This window comes from Sulfurimonas sp., assembly GCF_019429335.1.
Classification (GTDB): Bacteria; Campylobacterota; Campylobacteria; order Campylobacterales; family Sulfurimonadaceae; genus Sulfurimonas.
This window is the reverse complement of record NZ_JAHYJB010000028.1, coordinates 1-25,404: the sequence shown is the minus strand read 5'-3', so window position 1 is coordinate 25,404 and position 25,404 is coordinate 1. Positions and strand designations below refer to the sequence as shown.

Below are 25,404 nucleotides of genomic sequence, written 5' to 3'. Positions count from 1 at the left end.
GGAGATCCTGCGCAGGCGATGATGCTTGAGTTCAAAGTTATTGATGATATAACCGAAGAAGAGCTAATAGGGTCTATTAACTCAATAGCACTTGAGTACAACATGATGGTTGTCGGCGAGAAAAACATGTTTAACCTTCCGGATGCAAAAGCTGAAGAGGTAAAGCACGCAAGAGTTATTGAGCTTTGCTCACTGAGTATTGCTAAAAAGATGTTAAACCATTCTCGTTACTATGGCGGTTTTATGCCTTGTAGAATCATGCTTGTAGAGTATGGAAACGGCGAGAGATACCTTATCACTATGGATATGACTCTGGCACTTTACGGCGGAACAGATAAAAAGCCTATCAATGAAGAACTTTTTGAGGATATGCTAAGAGTTAAAGAGGCTATGGAGATGATTCCATCAAGAGCTGCACAGGGCGATTTTTAAGCCTAAGCTCTACAGAATTAAAACAGTGAAAAAAAATTCTTCACTGTTTTTTAAACTAAAATTGCTTCTCTTTTTCCCTCTTTAATCTCGCCGATAAGATAAGAACCTTCAGCTTTTGCTAAAACAGTTTCAACATCTTTATCTTTTACTACTAGAATCATACCAACGCCCATATTGAACGCTCTGTACATTTCTTCTATCTCTACATGTTGAGAGATAAGTTCAAAGATTGGCAGAACTCTTATAGCATCTTCTTTTATCTCAGCTCTTAGGTTCTCAGGAAGAACACGAGGAAGGTTTTCTACAATACCGCCACCTGTAATATGAGCAAGAGCGACTATGTGATTTTTCAACTCTTTAAAAGTTTTTACATAGATGCGTGTAGGAGTGAGAAGAGTTTCAATCAGCGCTCTGCCATTAAAGTCATCTTCAAATTTCATACCCATTTTTTCAAATAGCACTTTTCTAGCAAGAGAGAAGCCGTTTGAGTGAAGTCCTGAGCTTGGAAGAGCTATAAGTTTGTCGCCTGCTCTCACCATTGAGACTCTATCCATCTCGCTCTTTTCAGCAACACCTACGGCAAAGCCTGCAAGGTCGTAATCGTCATGAGAGTACATTCCAGGCATCTCAGCCGTTTCTCCGCCGATTAGAGCACACTCAGCTTGTATGCACCCCTCAGCGATGCCCGCGACTACATTTGTAGCTGCTTTAACATCAAGTTTGCCAGTAGCGTAGTAATCAAGAAAGAAAGAGGGTGTACCGAAGTTGCATAGAAGGTCGTTTACGCACATTGCAACAAGGTCTATTCCGACTGTATTGTGTATGCCGGAATCAATAGCAAGTTTTAGTTTTGTTCCAACGCCGTCCGTTGCAGCAAGCATAACCGGTTCTTTGAAGCCTTTTGGCAGTTCAAATGCTCCTGCAAAAGAGCCAATACCACCAAGAACGCCTGGGATTTTTGTCGATTTTACTAAAGGTTTGATGTTCTCAACGAAACTATTACCGGCATCTATGTCGACACCGGCGTCTTTGTAGCTTATTTGGCTCATTTAGGGCTCCGATATTAAAAAGTATCGAATTATACCTAATGAGAGTTAAAGCGAGAGTTAATTTGGACTTTTATAATCATACTAACTCACTAAGGCTTCACGGTGGGTGCCCCAAATCTAGAAGGGACTAGATTTGACCCTTCCGTTGCAGAATCGTTCGTTACCTATGATGATGCAAGTTTATTTAAGAGTAGAAGTTATTATTTTGTAGAGCACTTTTTAGAAAAAATGCATAGAGGGCAGAAGTTTGCGATTCCTGCAACTAAAGGAAGAACGCCCAGATAAAACCATACATTGCCCGTGATAAAACCTGTTGCTATAAGGGCTAAGCCCAAAACTATTCTAATAACTCTACAGTTCTTTCTAATTTTGTCGTAATTCATTTTTTCTCCGTTTTAGTTAAACATGTCTGCATAGAGCGCATCTGCCCAGTCATATATTGATTGAGCGTTTTGCACGCCATCTTTTTTCCAATCTTCGCTACTTGTGGTGTTAGAGAAGCTGAATACTATATCTTTGTCGTACGAGTACTCTGAGTAGATATAGATAGCTTTCTCCGGCTCTGTTGAGACTGCAGAAAAACAGGTTGTGACAGGAGACTGCCATTTGATTTTGGCTGTTTTGTTTATCTTTTGCGCTATAAGAGAGGCTATGTATTTTCCTTCCGAGTTAGAGGTATTTCCTGATTTTGAAAAGCCCATAGGACGGGAGTCACCGGAAATAAAAACATTTTTCGCGCCTATCGCTTCATATGTCAACTCGTTTATATGCGCTTCTAGTTTGTTTTTTGCATCTTTTGCCAACCCAACTCTCTCTAATATCTTCGCACCTCTTATCTGAGGATAGAATGCCGCATCTTCAAATTCATACTCATCAAACTCTGTGTATACTATTTTGTTGTCCAAATCAATCTTTGTTATTACACCGTTTGGAACATATTCGATATAGTCGGCGTAAAGTTCCTCAAATGCACTCTGAAACCCTTTTTCTTTAATCGTAATAGCATTGTTGGCGTCTAAAATAATAACTTTAGCGTTTAGCTTTTTTTGCTTGAAGTAATCCGCCATGATACATGCTCTCTCATACGGAGCCGGAAGACATCTGTAGTTTCCTGCAGGTACGGTAAGTATAAAATTTCCGCCCTTGAAGTTTAAAATTTTATTTTTTAGAGTCATATGTTCAGAACCAGGGATAAATCCTGCCGGATACTCTTGGCGGAGTCTGTTTTCAAAAGCTATATCGTTTGTCCAGCGCGAGTAGTCGTAGTCAATCCCAGGAGCAAAAACCAGATAGTCATACGCGATATCGCCGTTGCTTGTCTTTAATATCTGATTTTCTTTGTCAAGTCCGATTGCCGTTGCATGAAAATAGGTATAGTTGTTTTTTCGAGCAGCCTTAAGGTAGTCATGTGTTAAATATTCCAGTTTTACCTTGTCTACAAGCCATAGATTACTCACTGGACATGAGATAAACTGATGTCTCTGCTCAACCAATACCACATCAGCATTCGGAGCAAACGCTTTTGTGTACTTTGCGACTGATAGTCCTGACCAGCCGCCGCCCACAACAACAACTCTAGGATTTTTTGTTTCAGCCAAAGGAGCTTTATAGTCCATGAGTGACATTGTTGTATCAGCTCTTTTTTTTGAGTTTGCGGAGTCGCTCTCTGCACTTAGGGCAGAAGAAGCGATAGCAAGTCCCGAGATTGCAAACGCCTCTCTTCTTGAAATTGACATTGTAGAATCCTCATAAAAAAATATTGTGATAATATTATCTTGTTTTGACTTACCGATAACTTACGGGCACCTCCAAATTTATCTAAAATTTCTCCCTCAAAGATCTATTAAGGGTCTTTAGAAGTGCCCTTAATTCTAGCATAAGAAACAAAAGAGCTCGGAGTTAATATTTATATTTAACTCAAATATGCTAAAATCGCAACAAAAGAAATTAGGAATTATAAAAATGAGAGATTTTATTTATGCAGAAATGATGGTGCATGTACCTATGTGTACCTCTAAAGAAGCAAAAGATGTTTTAATTATCAGCGATAAAGCAGAACTGCTGATGGCAGAAGTTGCAAGACACAAAGGGACAAATCTAAAAGTAGTCGGTTGCTCTTTAAACGAGATAAGTTCTTTGGGGGACGCTGCGTATGATGTTATAATCTCTGAGATGGGCGATGACGCTGCATTTTTTTCGCAGATAAACCGCATACTGAAAAAAGATGGACAGTTTGTCACGACTCACCCATCCTTGGATAACGTAGAGGCGAACAAAAACATAATGAAAACACTGGGGAAATATTTTAAAATCATTATGCCTTACCGTATCACAAACGGCGCGACGGCTCTTTTGGCTTCAAAAGAGTATCACCCAACGGCAGATATAAATCTTCAGCGTGCCGATATGATTGATGGGCTTAGTTACTACAACTGTGATATTCACCCTGCCGCATTTGCAATGGGTAACTATATACGCAAAGAGTATTTGGGGATTATCAAAAACTAATGGCTTTTTCTTATGCTATCGCGCTAACCGGAGGAATCGCTACAGGCAAGAGTACTGTAGCCTCTCTCTTGGCACTTAACGGCATGAGAGTTATAGATGCCGACACAATATCTCATGAGATTTTGGACGCTTCATGCGAGTGGGTAAGAGAGAATTTCGGTGATGAGTTTGTAGAGGGTACTAAAGTAAACCGCGCAAAACTCGGTCAGCTTATCTTTTCAAACAGCGAGGCTAAAAAAAAGCTTGAGGTATTTTTACATCCTAAAATAAGAGCGGAAATAGAGCAAAGAAGCATAAAACAAGAGAGTTTTAAATTTCCCTATCTAATAGACATACCTCTCTTTTTTGAAAACAGGGCTTATGATATTAAAGAGAGTGTTGTAGTCTATGTGCCAAAGGATATACAGCTTGAGAGATTTATGAAGCGAAACGGCTACTCAAAAGAGGAGTCGCTAAGACGCATAGAGTCTCAGATGGATATTGAAGAGAAGAGAAAAAGAGCTACGTGGGTTATAGATAACTCAAAAGATTTGAGACATCTGCAGCGCGAGTGTGAAGAGTTTGTTGAAAAAATTAAAGCCAAATATCTGGAGGCAAAATGAGAGTTTCAAAATATAGCGCAAACGGAAATGATTTCGTAATTTTTCATACATTTATTAAAAAAGAGAGAAGTTCTCTTGCAAAAAAACTTTGCCACAGACAAGATGGAGTCGGAGCCGATGGTTTAATAGTTTTGGTGCCGTATGAGAAAAATGACGCTCAGAAAAACAAATCAAAGATTGATTTTGAGTGGCAGTTTTACAACTCAGACGGAAGTGAAGCCGAGATGTGCGGAAACGGAAGCCGTGCATGTGCGCACTACGCATTTACAAATGAGTTGGCTCCATCAAAGATGAGTTTCTTAACTCTTGCGGGGGTTATAAATGCTGAAGTTGATGGTGACATGGTGCAAAGTGAACTTACGCCACCGAAGATTTTGGACACAGAGATAGAACATAACGGCAAAAAATGGTGGAAGATAGATACCGGTGTTCCTCATCTGGTATATTTAACTGACAATATTGAAGAGTTTGATATAGATGAGGCGAGAGAGCTCAGACATAAATATAACGCCAATGTAAATATCGCCTATGTTGATGGTGAGGCTTTAAGAGTAAGAACATATGAGCGCGGCGTAGAGAATGAGACACTTGCCTGCGGAACCGGTATGGCGGCATCTTTTTACAGAGCTTTGCAGGAAAATTTGGTAGGAAAAAATATAAAAGTCCATCCAAGAAGCGGTGACACGCTATATCTGGGTGTAAATGAGAGAACTATTACGTTTAAGGGTGAAGTTAAAAGAGTTTTTGTAACGGAGTTTTAAAGCTAAATTCGGGTTTACCCCGAAGAGTAGTCAAAGACCTGCGGCCTCAACTATTCTGGATTGATGATTAGCAATAAGCGGCTCTACGATTTCATCCATAAGACCGCCTTGCATAATTTCAGCCAATCTGTAAAGTGTTAAACCGATTCTATGGTCAGAGATACGATTCTGCGGATAATTATAAGTTCTAATTCTTCCGCTTCGATCGCCTGTTCCAACCTGTGCAGAGCGGTTTGCGCTGTCTTTTGCAAGCGCTTCTTGCATCTCTAAATCATAAAGTCTGGCTTTTAGAACTTTCATGGCTTTTTCTTTATTTTTGTGCTGAGATTTTTGGTCTTGGTTTGTTACCACTAAGCCGGTAGGCAGGTGGGTAATTCTAACGGCAGAGTCTGTTGTATTAACACTCTGTCCGCCACAGCCCGAAGAGCGCATAACATCTATTTTCAAGTCGTTTTCATTGATTTGAACCTCGACATCTTCAACCTCAGGCATAACGGCAACAGTAATTGCCGAAGTGTGTACACGTCCTTGAGACTCTGTTGCGGGAACACGCTGAACACGGTGCGTTCCGCCTTCATACTTCAATCTGCTATAAACCTGATCGCCTCTGATAAGTGCGATAACCTCTTTATAACCGCCTGCATCTGATGGAGATGTGCTAAGCAGCTCAACTTTCCATCCTTTAAGGTCTGCGTAACGGGTATAGGCTTCAAAAAGATTGCCGACAAAAATAGCCGCTTCATCTCCGCCAGCTCCGGCACGAAGCTCAACAATGATATTTCTATCATCATTTGGGTCTTTTGGGAGAAGCAGAAGCTTTATACCCTCTTCGATAATGTGAAGTCTTGCCTCAAGTTCTTTTAGCTCTTCTTTTGCCATTTCAGCCATTTCTGAATCATAAAGTATCTCTTTTGTGTCGCTGATTTGGGCAATTACAGATTTGTACTCTTTTGCTTTGTCAACAATATCTTCTAGGGATGATCTTTCTTTTGAGAGGGCTGTCATTCTTTTGATGTCAGAGGTTATGTCAGGTGAACTTAGCATATCGCCAAGTTCATTATATCGATTGATAAACGGGGTAAGTTTATCGGATAGCATTTATACTGTTAGCCTTATAGTGCGTTTACAGCTCTGTGTAGACGGCTTATTTTTCTAGCTGCAGTCTCTTTTTTTAAGATACCTTTGCTTACAAATTTTTGAATTTGTTTGTCTGCTACGCCAATTGCCGATGTAGCTTCTTCTTTGTTACCTGCAGCAACTGCAGAACGGACATCTTTTACGATGTTTTTAAGACGAGTTCTGTAAAAACGATTACGCTCTGCACGAACGATAGTTTGGCGAATTCTCTTAATTGATGACTTGTGATTTGCCATGTATGAGTCCTTCTCATAAAAATTTAGTGCAATTCTAGCTTAAAGATAATTAAAATTAAGTTAAAGACAAGGTAAATAATAATAATTTCAACATTATTGATTAAATATGTTAAAATACAGCACTTTAAATTTTGGAAATTATCATGAAATTATTTGGAACTGATGGCGTAAGGGGTGAGGCAGGTACTTTTTTAAGTGCACAGCTTGCAATGAGAGTAGCCATGGCTGCTGGAATCTACTTTAAAGCACACTCTAAAACAAACAGGATTTTAATCGGAAAAGATACGCGCAGAAGCGGTTATATGATAGAAAACGCTATAGTAAGCGGACTGACGGCTATCGGTTACGACGTCGTGCAAATCGGGCCAATGCCCACCCCTGCTATCGCATATATAACGGAAAACATGCGCTGTGATGCAGGTATTATGATAAGCGCTTCGCATAATTCATATGAGGATAACGGGATTAAATTTTTTGACGGATGTGGCGATAAACTCCCGCACAGCGTAGAAGAGGAGATAGAGAAAATCTATTTCAACGACGATATGATTTTAGAGGCTCAGGCAAGCGGTAAAAACATAGGCAAAGCAAAAAGAATTGACGACGTTATCGGGCGTTATATAGTTCAGCTAAAAAACTCGTTTCCAAGAGATATCTCTCTTAAAGATATGCGAATAGTGCTAGATACGGCAAACGGAGCTGGGTACATGGTAGGGCCGACAGTTTTGGAAGAGCTTGGTGCCGAAGTTATAGTTTTGCACAATAAGCCGGACGGTTTTAATATAAATGACGGATGCGGCGCGCTTCACACAAAAGATGTATGCGAGAATGTTGTCAAATATAGAGCTGATTTGGGAATAGCACTTGATGGTGATGCTGATAGGGTAGTGATAGTTGACGAAAAGGGTGTCATGGTTGATGGAGACCAGTTGCTCGGCGCTCTTGGAGCGTATATGAACAGTGCAGGCACTTTAAAGGGCGGAGGTATCGTCTCAACCGTTATGAGCAACAAGGGGCTGGATGATTTTATGAAGGAGAATGGGCTCAAACTGTTTCGTTCAGACGTTGGTGATAAAAATGTTTTAGAGCTGATGAAAAGAGAGAAGATAAATTTTGGCGGCGAGCAGAGCGGACATGTGATAATAAGCGACTTCGCAAAAACAGGCGATGGCCTTGTATCTGCGCTTCAGGTTTTGGCACTTTTAATAAAAACCGGGCAAAAAGCCTCAAAAGCTCTTCGTCCGTTTGTGCTCTACCCTCAAAAACTGGTAAATATCAAGATAAAAAACAAAAAACCGCTCGACGAGATAGAGGGGCTTGATAACAAACTAAAAGAGCTTGAAAAAAACGGCATCCACCATCTGGTACGCTACTCTGGAACAGAGAATAAACTTAGAGTTTTGCTTGAGTGCAAAGATGCAAAAAAAATGAACTCGCGCATGGATGATATGGTAGAGTTTTTTCAAAAAGCCCTAAATGCATAATAAAACCCTTCGTCTTTTAACGATACTCATATTTACGATGAGCGGTATTTTTATAATAGACCAAAACATAAAATCACTTTTTGTAGACGGCTGGAGGTACTACACCGACTGTATAGACTTGATTTTGGTCTACAACAAAGGCGTTGCATTTTCAATGTTTGCTTTTTTGGATGAGTCGCTAAAATATATACAGCTTGTGCTTATTCTGGGAATATTCGGCTATATAATTTATCTCAAACAGGTGTGCTACGCTTTTCCGGCAGGCTTAATGCTCGGCGGCGCATTTTCAAATATATATGACAGGTTTATTCACGGCGGAGTTGTGGACATGGTCTATTGGCACTGCGGATTTGATTTTGCCGTATTTAATTTTGCGGATGTGATAATAGATGTTGCGGTCGTATGGATTTTAGTGCTCAATTTTAAGCCTAAATTTTGTAAAAATTAAGCATAAAGATAGATAAAAGCAGATTTAAGGTAATATTACCAAAATCATAAAATAATAATGAAAAGGAAGTTGATGAAAATCAAAACAAATAAAATTAATAGCGCAAACGCTCAGATAGAAGCTACAATCCCAAAAGAGACAATAGACGCAAATATTGAAAAAATTGCTAAAAAGTTAACAAAAACTGCTTCTGTTCAAGGGTTTCGCAAAGGTAAAGTGCCCGTAAACGTAGTTAAAAAGCAGTATGGCGAGCGTCTTGTTCAAGATGCTGAGGCAGAAGCACTGCGCGAAGTTTTAAACAAGGGGTTGGATGAGTTAAAAATCGCTATGAACTCACTAATAGGCGAACCGAATATCTCTAATTTTGTAAAAAATGCAGACAACATAGAGGTTACTGTTAAGATTGCAATGAAACCAGAGATTAATCTCGAAGATTACAAAAAAATGGTTGCACCGTTTGAAAAACCTCTGATAAGTGATGAGGATGTCAATGCGAGATTAGAAAAAATAGCTGACGGACAGGGCAAATTTGTTGAGCTTAAAAGAAAAAGAGCTGCAAAAGATGGCGACAGTGCAATAATTGATTTTGAAGGCTCTGTCGGTGGAGAGCTTTTCGATGGCGGCGCTGCAAAAGAGTTTGCACTTGTTCTTGGTTCTGGTCAGTTTATTCCTGGCTTTGAAGAGCAGGTAGTGGGTATGAAAATCGGCGAAGAGAAAGTTATAAAAGTTACATTCCCTGAGAGCTACGGTTCGGATAAGTTAGCAGGAAAAGATGCAGAGTTTAAAGTAACTTTGCACAACATTCAGGAAAAAGCAAAAGTTGAAATTGATGATGCTTTGGCAGAAAAACTGCTTGCAGGACAGGATGACATGAGTTTAGAAAACCTAAAAGCTCAGGTAAAAATTCAGTTGGAAAATGAAGCGCTTGCTAAACTTTACAATGAAGAGTTAAAACCTACACTTTTAGAAACTCTTGTTGCCAAGATTGATTTTGACCTGCCTGAGTTTATTGTTGACCAAGAGATAGACGTTTCACTAAACAAAAAAGCTAGCACGATGAGTGAAGATGAGATTAAAGAGCTTCGCGAAAATGCCGATAAACTTGAAGCGCTTCGTGAGACTTTCCGTGAAGATGCACAGAGAAGCGTAAGAGCTACTTTTATCATAGATGCGCTTGCAACTGCTGAAAACGTCAAAGTTGACGAGAATGAAGTGATGCAGACAATTTATTACGAAGCGATGCAGATGGGACAAGACCCAAGAGCAGCTTATGATAAGTATAAAAATTCGGGCTATTTGCCGGCAATCCAGATGTCAATGGTTGAGGATAAGGTGCTTACGCAGATTCTTAACTCAATGATAAAAGAGGCTTAATTAGATGAGTTATATTCCTTATGTAGTTGAAAAAACAGCGCGCGGAGAGCGCTCTTATGATATCTATTCACGTCTTTTAAAAGACAGAATCATCATGATAAGTGGAGAAGTTAATGACGCTGTTGCATCATCAATAGTGGCTCAAATGCTTTTTTTGGAAGCCGAAGATCCTGAAAAAGATATCTACTTCTACATAAATTCTCCAGGCGGTGTAGTAACTGCAGGAATGGCGATATATGACACTATGAACTATATTCGCCCAGACATTGCAACTATATGTGTCGGTCAAGCTGCTTCAATGGGAGCATTTTTGCTTTCAAGCGGAGCAAAGGGAAAGAGATATGCGCTTCCACATGCAAGAATTATGATTCATCAACCGCTAGGCGGGGCTCAGGGTCAAGCTACTGATATAGCTATCCAGGCAAAAGAGATTCTTAGAATGAAAGAAGAGCTAAATGAGATTTTGGCAAAAAATACAGGTCAGAGCATCAAAAAAGTAGAAAAAGATACAGATAGGGACAACTTCATGAGTGCAAAAGAGTCAAAAGAGTACGGTATGATTGATGAAGTTCTGCTCAAAAAAAGTAAAGAATAGGTAACAAAAGGAGTTGTCATGTCGGGAGCTTTAAGAAGTAGGGTACGTCGCGATCCATCGGCCGCAAAACCCTCCGCAGCAATAACAGAGAAAGCCTCGGAGGTTGAACCTGAGGGCGATTTGGAAGCATATTCAAAAGAAGTATTAAACGCATTGATGAAAGATGGTCTGCCGCCGACACCAAATAACTTCTCTCTATACTTTGACAGACTTTTAGAAGATAAAAGCCAAAATACCCGCAATCATATTGTTTCGGTTTTGGAGCTTGAAGAGAATAACGAGGATGAGAACTCTATTATGCTTGAGCAGAGCCTAAAGCAGGGATTTTCATCTATTAAAAATATTTTAGGCGTTACAGCGAATCTCTATAAAAATATGGCTTTGATGACAAAAATATTGGAGAAGAGAAAGCAGGAGCTTGAAGCAAGTTCTGAGACAAATGAGACAAGAGGCGTTGCTGCATCTTTGGGTTCTGATATTGTAAAATTAAACGAGATACTGAAAAAGCAGAGCGGCAGCATAAAAACTATGTATGACGACACTGCAAAAATTATCAAAAATGTTGAAAATGAGACTATATTTGATAATCAGTTCGGTGTTTACAACAAGCGCTATCTAATGACAAAAGTTGAGCAGGAGATAGAGCTGATTCGCAAATTCAAGCATAAAAGTTCTCTTATCATGATTGAGCTCTCTCGTGAGCTCAAAAAGAGCGTAAACAATGAAAAAGCCATTATGCTGATGACAAAAACTGTAGCAAGACTTCTGCTTAAGACATCAAGAAGAAGCGATACGGTTGCCCACTACGGCAATGGTGTATTTGTGATGTTGCTAAAACACACTGATATAGAGAGTGCGAAAAAGGCGAGCGAGAGACTTTGTGATTTAGTTTCAAACAGCAACTTTTTCCTTGGAGACCGCGAAATCCAGCTTAAAATTTCTATCGGTATTACAGATGTAACGGAAAACAATTCCGTAGAAGAGATTATTGTCAGTTCTATGGATGGAGTAGAAAAGGCGTATGAAAATCCAAGTCTGGACTATGCCGTTTTACTTAGAAATGTTTAAGGGTTTGTATAGAAAATATGAAGTTGACCATAGTAGAATATCCTGATAAACGATTAAAAGAGAAGTCCAAAGAGGTTGAGAAGTTTGATAAAGAGCTTCATGTGCTTCTTGATGCGATGTATAAGACCATGATAGAATCAAACGGTATAGGTTTGGCGGCAATTCAGGTTGGACACGCAAAGCAGATACTCCTTCTAAGCATACCAGACGAAGAGGATCAGCAGTCTATCGATACGCTAATAGAGATGATTAATCCAGTTATTATCCAAACAAGCGGAGAGACAACCTATCAAGAGGGGTGCCTGAGTGTTCCTGGTTTCTATGAGGATATAAACAGATATGAATGCATAACGGTCAACTATCAAGATAGAGACGGCAATACAAAAATAGTAGAAGCAGATGGTCTTCTAAGCATTGCTTTGCAGCATGAAATAGACCATCTAAAGGGCATTTTGTTTATTGATAAGCTCTCATACTCGCGTAGAAAAAAGTTTGAAAAAGAGTATAAAAGAGTTCAAAAAGAGAAAAAACTCTCCAAAATCTAACTAGAATATGGCAAACTGCCATATTTTTTCATAATTAAAAATTTAAATAGTACAATGATATCAGCTTAATAAAGGTTGATAGTATGAAAATGGTTGCATTTATTACTTTAAATATGTCAATGAGTTTAAAACTATGAAAATGGTCTCCTGTGCTACATACGAAGGGATAGAAGCAAAGGTTGTGCATGTGGAATCTACTCTTACAAAAGGATTGCCCTCTTTTAGCGTAGTTGGTATGGCGAGTGCATCCATCAACGAGTCAAAAGAGCGCGTAAAATCCGCACTTCTTAGTAATGAGTTCACATTTCCTCCAAAACGCATAACTATAAATCTGGCTCCTAGTGATGTTAAAAAAGAGGGGAGCCAATTTGATTTGAGCATTGCTCTTTTAATTGCACTTGACTATCTAGCGGATGATTTGAGCGATTGGTTTGTATTTGGAGAGCTTGGGCTTGATGGCGCAATAAAGGAGAATATCCAGCTCTATCCGCTTCTGCTATCGCTTGCAAACCAGCAGACAATAAAAAAAGCAATAGTGCCTTATGAGAGCCTAGAGAAGCTATCCAACATCCCAAACATTGATTTTTACGGCGTAAAAACACTGCGTGATGCGATAGAGCTTTTAAAAAATTTCCAAAACGCAGCGCCAAACAGCGTCTGTAAGAAGATTGAGTACCCAAAATATGAGATAGATGGTATCGAATACTATTTTGATGATAACTACGCAGAGGATTTTTTAGATGTAAAGGGCCAAGAGTTGGCAAAAAGAGCTGCACTCATAAGTGCCGCAGGTTTTCACAATCTCCTCTTGGAGGGAAGCCCCGGCTGCGGGAAAAGTATGATTGCACAGAGGTTGAGGTATATATTGCCTCCTCTATCTAACCAAGAGATTTTAGAGATGGCAAAGCTTGATGCACTTGAGGCAAAGGAGCCGCAGTTTAAGCCGCTTAGAAGTTACAGAGCCCCGCACCACTCCTCCACGACGGCAAGCGTGTTTGGCGGCGGAAGCCACAGAGCAAAAATAGGAGAGGTCGGTTTGGCGCATAGGGGAATACTTTTTTTCGATGAGTTGCCGCACTTCTCAAAAGGGGTTTTAGAGGCGCTTAGAGAGCCTCTGCAAGATAACAAGATAAGAATATCAAGAGTAAATTCTAAGGTGGAGTACCCAAGCGATTTTCTATTTGTAAGCGCTATGAACCCATGCCCTTGCGGAAATCTCTTAAGTTCGCAAAAAGAGTGTAGATGCAATGAGCTTGATATTCAGAGATATAAAAATAGGCTCTCCGACCCGTTTTTAGAGAGGATAGATATCTGCGTAGTAATGCAACATGTGAACCCTCAGGACAAAGCAAGTGTCAGTTCAAGTGAGATGCACAAGCAGGTTATAGAGGTCCATAAAAGAGTCAAGCTAAGAGGTCAAAACAGTTTTACGGCAAAATTAAGCGATGCGGAGATAGAGAAGTTTTGTGTTTTGGACAGTGAGGCAAAAAATGTTTTAGATATCGCGATAGAGCGCTTTGCTCTCTCTTTTAGAGCAATTAAAAAGATTCAAAAGGTTGCCAGAACCATAGCTGATTTGGACTCAAGCGATACTATTTTAAAATCTCATCTGCTTGAAGCGCTGAGCTACAGAAGGCGATAAAATATTTCTACATGTAGAAATATTTTATGCTTTAGCTATACGTTATAATAAGTAGCGTTTGGATGATATACCACAAGAGCAGATGTTGACTGCTCAGGATGAATCTGAAACGTCTCGCTAAGCTCAATGCCGAACTCTTCAGGGCGAAGAAGGTTGAAAAGAGGACGGTTAAGTTCAAGGTTTGGACATGCTGCATAACCAAAAGAGTATCTCGAGCCCTGATATCTATTCATACGTACGTCGCTTAGTTTGTTTCCCTCGCTCTCTGATATACTTAAATCAAGTCTTATCTGCTTATGCGCAACCTCTGCCAAAGCCTCCGCAAGCTCTACTCCAAGACCATGAAACTGGTAATACTCGGTATAGTCGCCTCTATCGTAAATCTCTCTCTCTGCATCGCTGAGTTTTGCTCCGGCACTCACACATGTAAAGGCTACAACATCGTGCCTATCTCTGTGAAAAAAGTCGCTAAGAGCACGGTGCGGCTCTTTAGACTGTCTTGGAAATGTAAACTGCTCTATCGCCCTTGCCATAACTTTATCAAGAGGTTCGCGGTTTATTTCGCTTTGTGAGTTATACCCCTCACTCTCATCAAATATAAGAAGAGTGTTATCATCACTTCTGCAAGGCCAATAGCCGTAAATAATCGTCGGTTCAAAGAGTTTCTCTTTGATAAAACGTGCTTTTAGCTTCTCGTATGCAGGCCATACAACATCATTGAGCTGTTTTTCGTAGGCCTCTTTGGTCATCCCTTTTGAGCTGTAACCCCAGCGAGATTTGAAAAGAAGTTTATGATTTATCCACTCAAAAACCATCTCAATCTGTTGAGGCGTGAGTTTAAGCTCGCGTCTGCCCCAAAACGGCGGGGTAGGAACGACAACATCGCGAGAAGGCATTTTAAGCTCACTAAATGGCGGGATAACGACCTCTTTTTTTTGCGTATGTTCTGTTTCCTGTGCCTCTTTTGGGTGGAGGTTTGTATCAAGATTTCCTGCTTCTATTCGGCTCATTGCAGTTACTCCGTCAAACGCATCCTTGCAGTAGAATATCGCTCCGTCATAAAAAGGACGGCAGAAATCATCTATAAAAGAGCGAGTAAGAGCTGCGCCGCCAAGAAGGAGCGGTATTTTTATCCCCTCTTTTTGTAGGATTTCAATATTTTCTTTCATAACTTGAGTGGATTTAACCAAAAGTCCGCTCATGCCCAGAGCAGTTACGTTTGACTCTTTTATGGTTTTTATAAAATCCGCAATGTCGACTTTTATCCCTAGATTTATAACCTTAAAGCCGTTATTTGATAGGATGATGTCTACAAGATTTTTGCCGACATCGTGCACGTCACCCTTTACTGTTCCAAGTGCAAGGGTGGTGTCTACCGCCTTATCTACTTTTGGCAGGTATGGATTTAGATAATCAACTGTTTTTTTCATCGTTTCCGCACTTTGAAGGACAAAGGGTAACTGCATCTGTCCTGAGCCAAAAAGCTCTCCGACAACCTTCATAGCGTCTATAAGTATCTCGTTTACAATTCTCTCAGGCGCTATTTTTTTACGAGCCTCTTCAACAAGAGGAATCATTCTCTCCTTGTCACCGTCCATCAGAAGCTTTGCTATCTTCTCTTCATCGTTCATTGCAAGGTATGCTTCATCTACGGCGTTGTTGTCAACCGTCTCTTTTGTGCTGAAGTGCTCGATAAACTCAAATAGTGATGCGGCTTTTGGCTTGCGGTTAAAGATGAGATTGTCACAGATTTCTTGATCCTCTTTGCTGATTTTGTTTAGAGGTATGATGTGTGCGACATTGATAATAACACTTGTCAGACCAGCCTCGATACAGTGGTGCAAAAACATTGAGTTTAGGTAAGGTCTTGCATCTTTATCCAGACCAAAAGAGATATTTGAAAGTCCAAGAGTAGCACCAACTTCAGGGTGTCTTTTTCGTAGCTCGCGAATAGCCTCTATGGTGTTTATGCCCGCATCAAGATACTCCTCGTCACCGCTTCCAAGCGTAAATGTAAGGAGGTCAAAAACCAAATCTTCAGGCTTTATGCCATGCTTTTTTGTAGCAAGCTCATGGATCCGCTCTGCAACATCAATCTTTCGCTCTAGCGTCTTTGCCATGCCTATCTCATCGATTGTCAGACAGACAAGAGCGGCTCCGAATTTTTTGGCAAGAGCACATACTGCATCAAACTTCTCTATCCCGTCCTCAAGGTTTACAGAGTTTATAATCGGTTTGCCGCCGATGCATTTGAGGGCTTTTTCAAGCGCTACAGTCTGCGTTGAGTCTGGCATAAGCGGAAGTGCTATTTTTTGTGCATAGAGACTCATAACATGGTCCATATCTTTTGTCTCGTCACGCCCTGCAAAGCCGACACTTACGTCGATAACGTGCGCACCGGCACGTACCTGCTGCTGTGCAACACTGAGCGTTCCCTCGTAATCTTCGGCAAGCAGAAGTTCGCGAAATGCTTTTGAACCAGTTGCGTTTGAGCGCTCTCCGATAAGAAGAGGAGCGGGCTGTTGCATAAGAGATACGGTGTTGAAAAGCGAAGCTAGAGAGTTCTCATGCTTTCCGCTTGGCACTTTTGGAGTTATTTTTGTTACTTTGTTAACTAAAGCGCGGATGTGCTGAGGCGTTGTTCCGCAACATCCTCCTAAAAAGCTCACGCCGTCATATTTTAAGAACTCCTCTTGTTTAGCAACAAACTCATCGGGTCCCATCGGATAGTAGGTATAGCCGCCGCGGTTTTGAGGAAGTCCTGCATTTGCATGGATGCTGATTGGTTTATGCCAAAGTTCGCTTAGTGTTTTTACATGTTTTAAAACCTGCTCAGGGCCAGTTCCGCAGTTAAATCCTAAAGAGAGAATGTCAAAAGGCTCCAAAATCGTAGCAATCGTAGAGGCATCTGTACCTATAAGCATGGTTCCGCTTAGCTCAATTGTTACCGAGACCATAATTGGAATCTCTACAGCTCTTTGTTTAGAAGCCTCTTGGCATGCGTGAAGCGCGGCTTTTATCTGAAGCGGGTCTTGGCAGGTTTCGAGCAAAAAGATATCAACTCCGCCATCAATCAGCGCTAGACAAAACTCCGTATAACCCTTATACATCTCATCGTATGTTATGTGTCCGAGTGATGGAAGTTTTGTTCCCGGACCGATTGAGCCTAGAACAAATCTCGGCTGCTCGGGAGTGCTAAACTTCATACACTCTTTTTTAACAAGCTCTGTACCCGCTTTTGTCAGCTCGTACGCTCGATGTCCAATGTCATACTCGTCCAAAACCCATGAAAATGAGCCAAATGTGTTTGTTGTAATCAGGTCTGCACCCGCAGTCAGATAAGCGTGAAAAATCTCGCTCAGTATTTCAGGGCAGGTTACGTTTAAGAGTTCATTGCACCCTTCGTTGCCCTCCCATGCCTCTTTTGGAATCTTCTCATCACGCTGCTGAAGCTGCGTTCCCATAGCACCGTCTATTATCAACGGTCTTGTTTTTATAGTTTTTAAAATATACTCTTTTGTTATCATAAAAAATCTTTTATTGAATTTATCAAGCTAAATGAGCAGAGCCCATTTAGCTACGCTAGCACTTGACCAAAGAGGATAAACCATATTTGGTACTAAGATAAATAGTGATTTTATTCTAGCAAAATAGAGCATAAAAGAGACTTTTAATAATAGGATAGTGGATTATCTTTATTATTGTGCTGTGCTATTAAAAATAATATTTTGATATAATGCTGTTAAAATATAGGCAGGAGTAGGTATGAGTGAGAAAGATGTCGGTTTAAAACTACCGTCCGCATGGAGATATAAGAGATATTATCTGTTCATTTTTTTAACGGTGGTGGCTTCGGTATTACCATGGATACAGGTAAATGAAGGACACTTTTTTTTACTAAACTTCGACAAATTGGAGCTTCATCTTGCATTTGTCAAATTTGACATGCAGGAGCTCTATCTTCTGCCGTTTCTGCTAATGATAATTTTCTTAGGGGTATTTGGCATGACCGTTATGGGCGGTCGTGTTTTTTGCGGATGGATCTGCCCGCAGACAATTTTCAGGGTAATTTATCGCGACCTTATTGAAACAAAAATTTTAAAACTTAGAAAACGCATAAAAAACAAGCAGCTAGAACCCGATATGAGCATATTTCAAAACAAGGTTAAAAAGGGTGTTGCAGTTCTTATATGGGTTGTTCTTTCATTTGTAGCGAGTGCGAACCTGCTCTGGTTTTTTGTTCCGCCTGAAGATTTTTTCAGCTATCTCATGGATCCGTTTGAGCATATAATTCTCTTTGGAACGCTTATGGCATTGGCACTCTTTCTTATATACGACATTATTTTTTTGAAAGAGGATTACTGTATCTATGTATGTCCATACTCAAGAATTCAATCTGTTTTATATGATGAAAGTACTGTAATGGCGCTATATGACACAAACAGAGGCGGGCATATATATGATGAGCATAAAGTAAAACAGTTTACAAAGCAAAAAGATATTCAGGTAAACGAGCCTCATGCTGAGTGTACGGCATGTGAGAGCTGTGTAACGGTTTGCCCGACACACATTGATATACGCAAGGGTCTTCAGCTTGAGTGTATCAACTGTCTGGAGTGCGTTGACGCATGTACGGTAGTTATGGGAAAACTAGGCAAACCATCTTTGGTCAACTGGTCAAGCGAATATGAGATAATTGACAAAAAAGGAAAAACAAAATATTTCCGTCCCAAGATTATTGCATACTCTATTTTGCTTGTCGGTCTTGTAATCGCAATTATTTTGATGGGAAGCAATAAAGAGCACATGCTTCTTAATATTAACAAAGAGAACCGCCTCTACTCTGTTGAAAAGACAAGCGATGGAAGAGTTGCGGTAGATAACGCATATGAGTTTTTGCTTCAAAATACACAAGGCGAAAAGATGGAGTTTTATTTTAAAATAATAGCTCCAAATAATTTAAAGGGCAAGATTGAGATTGTAAAACCTACAGAACCTTTTGGTGTTACGCCCGGTGTTAAAAAGAAAAAAATTGTCGTTTTAAGAACTTATGACAAACTCTCGGGCGATGCAAGACACGATACGATTATACCCATAACAATCCATGCTTATGCAATCGGGCATGAGGATAAGATAACGGTTTTTAGAGAATCGACTTTTACATATCCACGAGCCGATATTATCAAAGAGAGCAAATAATCTCTGTTTAAAAAATAATTCGATAGACTTTAAGAGCTATGTTTAAAGGTCTGTCGATGTATAAAAAAATATTACTTTCTCTTATAACACTCTACACTGTTATAGGTTTTACAATAGTGCCGATGGTGCTAAAATCACAAATCATCAATATTGTCTCAGCCAAAACAAACGCAAACCTCTCCATAGAGACTATTCACTTTAATCCCTTTGCCTTTAAGGTAGAGATTATCGAAGCAAAACTTACTGATTTAAACAACAGCACACTCGCATCTTTTGGCTCTCTACAGATAGATTTGGAGCCGCACTCTCTTATAAAATCAGCCCTGCATGTAAAAAAATTAGCTCTTGAGAGACCGAAGGTTTTTCTTACCTATAACGAGGATAGAACATTTAATTTCGGCAAACTTTTAAAAGAGAGCCAAGAGGAGAGTGTTAGCAAAGCAGACAAGGCACAAGAGGGCGGAGAGTTGCCAAGGATAGTCGTTGACACTCTTAGGGTTGAGAATGGAAGACTCTACTATGAAGAGTTCACAAACAAGACAAAATTTGAGTTTGAGATAAACGACATAGCCTTTAAACTTACCGATATCGATACAAACGACTTTAACTCAAGCAGTGCTTCTTTGAGGTTCAACTCTGCTTTGGGGGATGGCGGTTTTGTTGATTTTAGAAGTAAAATCAGAGGTTTTAATCCGCTTGTCGTGGAGGGAAGTGTTAAGTTTGAGGCAAGCAAGCTCTACTCGCAGTGGAAGTATATGCAGGATAAACTAAAACTTGAAGTCGCGGATGGCAAGCTCTCCTTTGGAGCCGACTACTCTCTAAATTTTGATGATTTAAACTCCACTTTAATAGAAAATATGTACGTTACTGTTGATAAACTACGAGTAAAACCAAAAAACAAAAACAGCGATATATTAAATCTAGAGTCATTTAGTGCAACGGGAATAAGCGTAAAACCGATGATGCAAAATGTACATGTAGAAAATATTTCACTCTCCTCTTTGAGGGCAAAAGTAAAAAGAGATGCCGATGGAGAGATAGACTGGATAGGGTATCTAAGCGGCGAGCAGGCTTTAAGCGATAAGAAAGAGCAAGAAGAGATTGAAGTCAAAGAGAGCACTCCTTGGAGTGTGAAAGTAGAGAAAGTAGCTCTTAAAAAGATAGGCGTTGAGGTGGAAGACAGAAGTGTACAACCTCTTGTAAAAACTGACTTAAATGAGCTGAACATTGAGCTGAAAAATCTGACACTTCTAGGCGAAGAGCCGCTTGCCTACAGCATGAATCTGCTCTTAAACAACAAAGCAACATGTAGCTCTAGCGGAAGTGTTAAACATAAAAATCTGCAGATAGATTCGTATATAAGATGCAGTGATTTTGACATTGTTCACTACCAGCCCTACATTGAGCAGATAGCAACTAGTGAGCTTAAAAAATATAACCTCGCACTTAAGAGCGCAACTGCCGGATTTGATGCAAGAGTGAGCGTCAAAGATATAAACTCTACGACAAATGCCATCATAGATGATGCCTCTTTCGCGCTTGAAAACCTTAGCCTGCACAAAAAAGATAACGGCGAAAAGCTGGCAAATTTTAAAATCTTTAGCCTCGGCGGTATAACTCTAAACACGGCTACAAAAGAGGTGAGCATAGAAAAAGCAGCTCTAGATAATTTGGATATAGACGTAAAAGTAAATAAGGACAAGAGCATAAATCTTGTAGGTTTAGTAGAGCCAAAAGAGGAGAAAATATCTGCAAAACGGAGCAGCGCCAATAGTGTAAAAATCGCTAAAAGCCAAGAGAAGCCATATAGAGCAAAGATAGACGCTTTTTATATAAATTCGGCAAAGGTTGTTTTGGATGATAAAAGCGTAGCAAATGGCGTAAAAACAACGATAGAGGGGATAAATCTCTCGGCAAAAAACATAGACTCCAAAGAGAAGAGTTGGTTTAGTTACGCACTCTCACTTAGAGTCAACAATAAAGGAGCAGTCAAATCAAAAGGGGAGATAAAGCACACTCCGCTTGAGCAAAGGGGCTCATTTGAGCTGAGCAAACTCTCTCTAAAAGAGTTTACGCCTTATATCGGGGAGGCGACGTATCTGAAAATAAGCGACGGAGTTCTAAATCTAAAGAGCAAAACCGCCTACAAGCTAAAAGGGCAGAAGCACGATGCGACGGCAAGCGGAAATCTCTCTGTAGAGAATTTTTTCCTGCATGACGGCAGGGATGGGAGTACGCTAGTCTCGTTTGTAAAAGCAAACCTAAAATCATTTAGTTTTAGCACTATTCCAAGCGCGCTCTATATTGATGAGATTCTGCTGGACTCTTTTTACCTAGATGCGCAGATAGACGAAAATAAAAGAATGAATCTTGCAAAACTCGCCAAAGAGAAGAGTGTATCTGATACGCCATCGCCAAAAGAGCAGAGTAAAGAGCCTAAAGAGGATGAGCAATTTAGTTTTAAACTGCTAAATTTTAAGGTCATAAACGGAAGCGCAAATTTTGCAGATTACTCCCTGCCTATTGATTTTAAAACGCACATACACGACTTAGAGGGTAACGTGTATGCCATATCAAACAACAAGGGTGAGGTTAGTTATGCAGACATCGACGGCGCGGTTGACGAGTATGGCTCCGCAAAGCTAAAAGGGAGTGTTGAGAGCTCCGATTTTAAAGCCTTTACCGACCTCAGTCTTAATTTTAGAAATCTAAGTCTTGACTCATTTAGCGGTTACAGCGCGCAGTTTGCAGGCTATAAGATAAATAAAGGGAAATTCTTTCTTGATTTGGAGTATAAAATCAACAACTCGCAACTGCTTGGCAAAAACAGTCTTGTTATAAGAGATATTGAACTTGGCGATGAGATAGAGGATGATAACATCACAAAACTTCCGCTTGGTTTTGCCATAGCTCTTCTTGAGGATACGGAGGGAGTGATAGATATCAATATGCCCGTAGAGGGAGATTTGGGCAAACCGGACTTTAAATATGGCGCAATGATTTTAAAAACATTTGCAAATATTATCGTAAAGGCTGTAACGGCTCCGTTTAGGTTTTTGGGCGAAATGATGGGAATCGATGGTGATGATTTAAAGTCTGTCGACTTTGAGGCGTCGGAGTTTGCACTTCTGCCTCCCGAGAGAGAGAAGCTTGACCATGTCGCACAGATGCTGCTTAAAAAGCCTAAGCTCTCGCTCGTGGTTACAGGCAGTTATGATGGCATAAAAGACAAAAAAGCTATCCAGAGCAAGAAACTAACGCAAGAAATTCTCAAAAAGAGCGACAATAAAAATATTGTAACAGTAGGAATACTTGAGTCGATATGCGGCGAAAAGCTTGGGAGAGATAGGCAAAAAGCGATAAAGATGGAGCTTGAAAAAAAGTACAAAAAAGAGCTCTTCAAATCAGAGTATCAAAAAGAGCTTCTTTTGGTCTGCAGTGATGCGCAGAGTGTCTCGCCTGAGGAGCTAAAAGAGTTGGCGGATAAAAGAGCCAAGACAATTCGAGAGTATCTGGTTTTGACAAAAAATATAGAGAGCTCAAGGGTTGTTTTGCATGAGCCAAAAGAGATAAGCGGTGCAGAGGAGAAGTGGGTAGAGAACGAGCTTAAGATAGAGGTAAGATAGAAATTGTGATACTTTTTTGATATAATTCGCTTTTTAGTTAAAGGAATAGAATGGCATTTTCACCATCAAATAGAAAAGGCACCATTAACGGCGTTATTTTTGTAGCTATTTTTGCCGCGGCTGCGACTATGATATCAGAGCTTGAGTTTGTTAAGGTTCTTGGGATATCGCCTCTTGTTATCGGCATAGTCATCGGTATTTTTTATGCAAATACACTCCACAACAACACCCCAAAAGAGTGGAACGGCGGCATAACATTCTCCGCAAAAAAAATTTTACGTTTTGCTATAGTTTTTTACGGTTTTCGTATAACATTTCAGCAGATTGCAGAGGTTGGAATGGAGGGCTTTATGGTCTCTCTTATTATGCTCTCAACTACGTTTATCCTAGGAACATGGGCTGGACAAAAACTCTTTAAAATGGACAGAGACACCTCAATGCTAAGTGCTTCTGGAGCTTCAGTTTGCGGAGCCGCAGCGGTTCTTGCGACGGAACCTGTTCTAAAGGCAGAAGAGCACAAAACTGCCATCGCGGTCTCAATGGTCGTTCTTTTTGGAACGATAGCTATGTTTTTATATCCACTGCTTTACAATATGGGTATTTTTGACATGAGCGCAAAAGAGTTCGGTATCTATGTCGGCGGAACAATCCATGAGGTTGCTCAGGTGGTTGCGGTGCCGGCCTCAGTTCCAAATGCAAGCGAAGAGATGGCAAACTCGGCAGTAATTGTAAAGATGACGAGAGTTATTATGATTGCGCCTATGCTTATTATTTTGGGCATCTATCTCTCATATACGACAAAGGGAAGTGGAGGAGAAGTGGGCGGGGTGAAGCTTGTCATCCCTTGGTTCGCGGTCTATTTTATAGGCATGGCAGGGTTTAACTCTCTTGGTATAGTACCTCAAAATATCGTAGAAATCATTAATCAGATAGATACTTTTTTACTAACCATGGCTATGACGGCGCTTGGAATGGGTACCATATTTGCAAAATTTAGAGGTCTTGGTTTAGCACCTGTTTATACATCCGCTTTGATGTTCGCATGGCTTATGGTCGGAGGATATTTCATAACAAAATGGGCAGTGGCAACATTCTGAATATTGTAACATTTCATTTATGTTACGCAATTAAACGAACTCGTCCGTTTTAGCGGCAGGGACTAAAGTCCCTACGATTCCCTAAGGCTACGAAAAAAAGTTTATTTTTTCGAGAAGTGGGTAATCATTTTTTAGCAAAAAAAGTATATAATAGAGTCAAATCTAAATCAGGAGAGTCAGCAAGATGTCATATTTGCCAAATACGCTTAACTCTTACTGGCTCTGGAGGGAAATCTCTTCAAAACTCGGTATCTCAAATCCTACTTATAGGTATTGGAAGAGCACCCCGAGCCTAAAACTAAACAACAAATACCTCTTTTTACAAAAAAATACGCTTCCTTCAAAATATGAACATATAGAGGATATTCTAACCGATTTATCCGGTCACTTGCCCATAAAATACGCTTCCGACAAGCTACATGTAAATGATCATATATTCTCGTGCGACAAGATGAGGCTTCATAAGGAGTTTGAGTATAAGTTTGTAGAGGATATCAAGTTTGTAAATATTAAAAAGTTCTTTACCGAGTATGGGGTAAAGGTGGGCAAAAATTCTATTATTCAACTCGGAAAGATAAAAGATTTGGAGATAAGTCCAGACTGCACATTTTATAATCTTAAGAATGATTATGGTGTAGTGGTATACGAATAATGAACACAATTTTTTTAGAGTTTGACGACCCGCTTTTCGGGATTATAATATTTTTTGTACTAGTCTTTGTGATAGCCTTTTTTTCATACTGGTTTAGCAGATTTAAAAAAAGAGAGGACTATAAGCATCTTGATAAATTTTTGCAACAGTTTCACTCCCTTCCTTCACAAAATGAGCTTAAGGTACTTATCACAAAGGGTGAGTTGTCTGAAAAATCATGGCTTCTGCTGGCAAATGCATACACAAAAGGCGGTAATTACGAAAAGGGCATAGAAATATACAGCGAGCTTTTAAAAGTCGGGGATAAGGCGAACTACAGAGACACTCTGTTTTTGCTTGGCAAGACCTACTTTAAGGCCGGTTTTCTTGAGCGTTCAAGACAGATTTTTCTGCAGATACTGAGTGATAATCCAAGAACGCCGCAAGCGTTAAGCTATCTGCTTTTGGTATATGAGCAGATGAAGAACTACAAAGAGGCGATAGCGATTCTAGAGCCTCTGGGCGAGCTCAAAAAAGATATAACGACACAGAGCGCATATTTAGGTGCTCTGTTTATTTTAAACTCTACGGAGATTTCGCCGGAGGCAAAGGTTTATGAGCTGTTAGAGATATATAAAAAGAGTAATCAGCTTACATATCTAATCTTTGAGTATATATTCAGAGTAAATCCAAAGGTTGCGTGGGAAAATTTTGATGTCTCAAAGTCAGAACTTCTGATTGATATACTGTGGAACGCAAATAAAAAAGATTTGAATTTTGATATAATTATGCAAAACGGCTATTTAAGGGAGCTCTACACTGCAAAAGGGTATATAAAAGAGGCAACGAAGAGCTCTATTTTTGAGCTTGACGTGCTTATAAACCTTGATTCAAAGGCTAATGCAACGCTGGGTTTTGAGTATATCTGCAACAGCTGCAAAGTTGTGTTTCCCTTTGCATTTCATCGCTG

General features: G+C 40.0%; 22 protein-coding genes. 16 read left to right on the top strand and 6 right to left on the bottom strand.

All coding sequences use genetic code 11. The features are described 5' to 3' along the window. Nucleotides 1-432: DUF302 domain-containing protein (locus K0A91_RS08815; protein WP_295009816.1), on the top strand; the 432-nt coding region annotated here is incomplete at its 5' end. 50 nt (nt 433-482) lie between these two features. Here the strand turns inward: K0A91_RS08815 and purM are convergent. From purM to K0A91_RS08800, 3 genes are all read right to left on the bottom strand, one after another. Beyond that, nucleotides 483-1,481, bottom strand: coding sequence for a phosphoribosylformylglycinamidine cyclo-ligase (gene purM, locus K0A91_RS08810; RefSeq protein ID WP_295009815.1), 999 nt, complete (start codon nt 1,479-1,481; stop codon nt 483-485). Between the two features lie 200 nt (nt 1,482-1,681). After that, nucleotides 1,682-1,864 (bottom strand): DUF2892 domain-containing protein, encoded by a 183-nt coding sequence (locus tag K0A91_RS08805; RefSeq protein ID WP_295009814.1) that lies wholly within the window; start codon nt 1,862-1,864, stop codon nt 1,682-1,684. A gap of 12 nt (nt 1,865-1,876) precedes the next feature. Further along, nucleotides 1,877-3,217 (bottom strand): FAD-dependent oxidoreductase, encoded by a 1,341-nt coding sequence (locus tag K0A91_RS08800; RefSeq protein WP_295009813.1) that lies wholly within the window; start codon nt 3,215-3,217, stop codon nt 1,877-1,879. A gap of 226 nt (nt 3,218-3,443) precedes the next feature. Here K0A91_RS08800 and K0A91_RS08795 point away from each other — a divergent pair, with 226 nt between their 5' ends. The 3 genes from K0A91_RS08795 to dapF are packed head-to-tail and all read left to right on the top strand — an operon-like array spanning nt 3,444 to nt 5,352. Beyond that, a complete protein-coding gene (locus K0A91_RS08795; protein WP_295009812.1) occupies nt 3,444-3,989 on the top strand; it encodes a spermidine synthase in 546 nt (181 codons plus the stop codon). Then, on the top strand, nt 3,989-4,591 hold the full coding sequence (gene coaE, locus K0A91_RS08790; protein ID WP_295009811.1) for a dephospho-CoA kinase: 603 nt from the start codon (nt 3,989-3,991) through the stop codon (nt 4,589-4,591). Before K0A91_RS08795 ends, coaE begins: the two co-directional genes overlap by 1 nt. After that, on the top strand, nt 4,588-5,352 hold the full coding sequence (gene dapF / locus K0A91_RS08785) for a diaminopimelate epimerase (protein ID WP_295009810.1): 765 nt from the start codon (nt 4,588-4,590) through the stop codon (nt 5,350-5,352). The genes coaE and dapF overlap by 4 nt, the downstream gene beginning before the upstream one ends. A gap of 30 nt (nt 5,353-5,382) precedes the next feature. Here dapF and prfA read toward each other — a convergent pair whose 3' ends face one another. Next, complete coding sequence (gene prfA, locus K0A91_RS08780) at nt 5,383-6,450, bottom strand: peptide chain release factor 1 (RefSeq protein ID WP_295009809.1); 1,068 nt, start codon at nt 6,448-6,450, stop codon at nt 5,383-5,385. Between the two features lie 14 nt (nt 6,451-6,464). Continuing rightward, the gene (gene rpsT, locus K0A91_RS08775) at nt 6,465-6,725 is read right to left on the bottom strand and encodes a 30S ribosomal protein S20 (RefSeq protein ID WP_295009808.1); all 261 of its coding nucleotides are present in this window, start codon (nt 6,723-6,725) and stop codon (nt 6,465-6,467) included. 143 nt (nt 6,726-6,868) lie between these two features. Here rpsT and glmM point away from each other — a divergent pair, with 143 nt between their 5' ends. The 7 genes from glmM to K0A91_RS08740 all read left to right on the top strand — a co-directional run bounded on the left by glmM (nt 6,869) and on the right by K0A91_RS08740 (nt 13,881). Beyond that, nucleotides 6,869-8,209: a phosphoglucosamine mutase gene (gene glmM / locus K0A91_RS08770; protein ID WP_295009807.1), complete on the top strand. Its 1,341-nt coding sequence runs from the start codon at nt 6,869-6,871 to the stop codon at nt 8,207-8,209. Beyond that, on the top strand, nt 8,202-8,657 hold the full coding sequence (lspA, locus tag K0A91_RS08765; RefSeq protein WP_295009806.1) for a signal peptidase II: 456 nt from the start codon (nt 8,202-8,204) through the stop codon (nt 8,655-8,657). The genes glmM and lspA overlap by 8 nt, the downstream gene beginning before the upstream one ends. A gap of 72 nt (nt 8,658-8,729) precedes the next feature. Then, nucleotides 8,730-10,031 carry a trigger factor gene (tig, locus tag K0A91_RS08760; protein ID WP_295009805.1) on the top strand — a complete coding sequence of 434 codons (1,302 nt, stop codon included), beginning with the start codon at nt 8,730-8,732 and terminating at the stop codon, nt 10,029-10,031. A 4-nt stretch (nt 10,032-10,035) separates the two neighbouring features. After that, nucleotides 10,036-10,626: an ATP-dependent Clp endopeptidase proteolytic subunit ClpP gene (clpP, locus tag K0A91_RS08755; RefSeq protein ID WP_295009804.1), complete on the top strand. Its 591-nt coding sequence runs from the start codon at nt 10,036-10,038 to the stop codon at nt 10,624-10,626. Between the two features lie 18 nt (nt 10,627-10,644). Next, entirely contained in the window at nt 10,645-11,694 is a 1,050-nt protein-coding gene (locus K0A91_RS08750; protein ID WP_295009803.1) for a GGDEF domain-containing protein, read from the top strand. A gap of 17 nt (nt 11,695-11,711) precedes the next feature. After that, nucleotides 11,712-12,239 carry a peptide deformylase gene (gene def, locus K0A91_RS08745; RefSeq protein WP_295009802.1) on the top strand — a complete coding sequence of 176 codons (528 nt, stop codon included), beginning with the start codon at nt 11,712-11,714 and terminating at the stop codon, nt 12,237-12,239. A 133-nt stretch (nt 12,240-12,372) separates the two neighbouring features. Further along, a complete protein-coding gene (locus K0A91_RS08740; protein WP_295009801.1) occupies nt 12,373-13,881 on the top strand; it encodes a YifB family Mg chelatase-like AAA ATPase in 1,509 nt (502 codons plus the stop codon). 35 nt (nt 13,882-13,916) lie between these two features. On the opposite strand, the gene metH is transcribed toward K0A91_RS08740, so the two are convergent. After that, nucleotides 13,917-17,408 (bottom strand): methionine synthase, encoded by a 3,492-nt coding sequence (gene metH / locus K0A91_RS08735; protein ID WP_295009800.1) that lies wholly within the window; start codon nt 17,406-17,408, stop codon nt 13,917-13,919. 238 nt (nt 17,409-17,646) lie between these two features. Between metH and ccoG the strand changes: the two genes are divergently transcribed. The 5 genes from ccoG to K0A91_RS08710 form a co-directional block, all read left to right on the top strand. Next, nucleotides 17,647-19,080 (top strand): cytochrome c oxidase accessory protein CcoG, encoded by a 1,434-nt coding sequence (ccoG, locus tag K0A91_RS08730; protein ID WP_295009799.1) that lies wholly within the window; start codon nt 17,647-17,649, stop codon nt 19,078-19,080. Between the two features lie 56 nt (nt 19,081-19,136). Further along, the gene (locus tag K0A91_RS08725) at nt 19,137-22,706 is read left to right on the top strand and encodes a DUF748 domain-containing protein (RefSeq protein ID WP_295009798.1); all 3,570 of its coding nucleotides are present in this window, start codon (nt 19,137-19,139) and stop codon (nt 22,704-22,706) included. Between the two features lie 50 nt (nt 22,707-22,756). Continuing rightward, the gene (locus K0A91_RS08720; protein WP_295009797.1) at nt 22,757-23,803 is read left to right on the top strand and encodes a YeiH family protein; all 1,047 of its coding nucleotides are present in this window, start codon (nt 22,757-22,759) and stop codon (nt 23,801-23,803) included. Between the two features lie 184 nt (nt 23,804-23,987). Then, nucleotides 23,988-24,455, top strand: a complete 468-nt coding sequence (locus K0A91_RS08715; RefSeq protein ID WP_295009796.1) for a hypothetical protein — start codon at nt 23,988-23,990, stop codon at nt 24,453-24,455. Continuing rightward, nucleotides 24,455-25,404 (top strand): tetratricopeptide repeat protein (locus K0A91_RS08710; protein ID WP_295009795.1); only part of this gene is annotated, 950 nt, incomplete at its 3' end. The genes K0A91_RS08715 and K0A91_RS08710, both read left to right, overlap by 1 nt.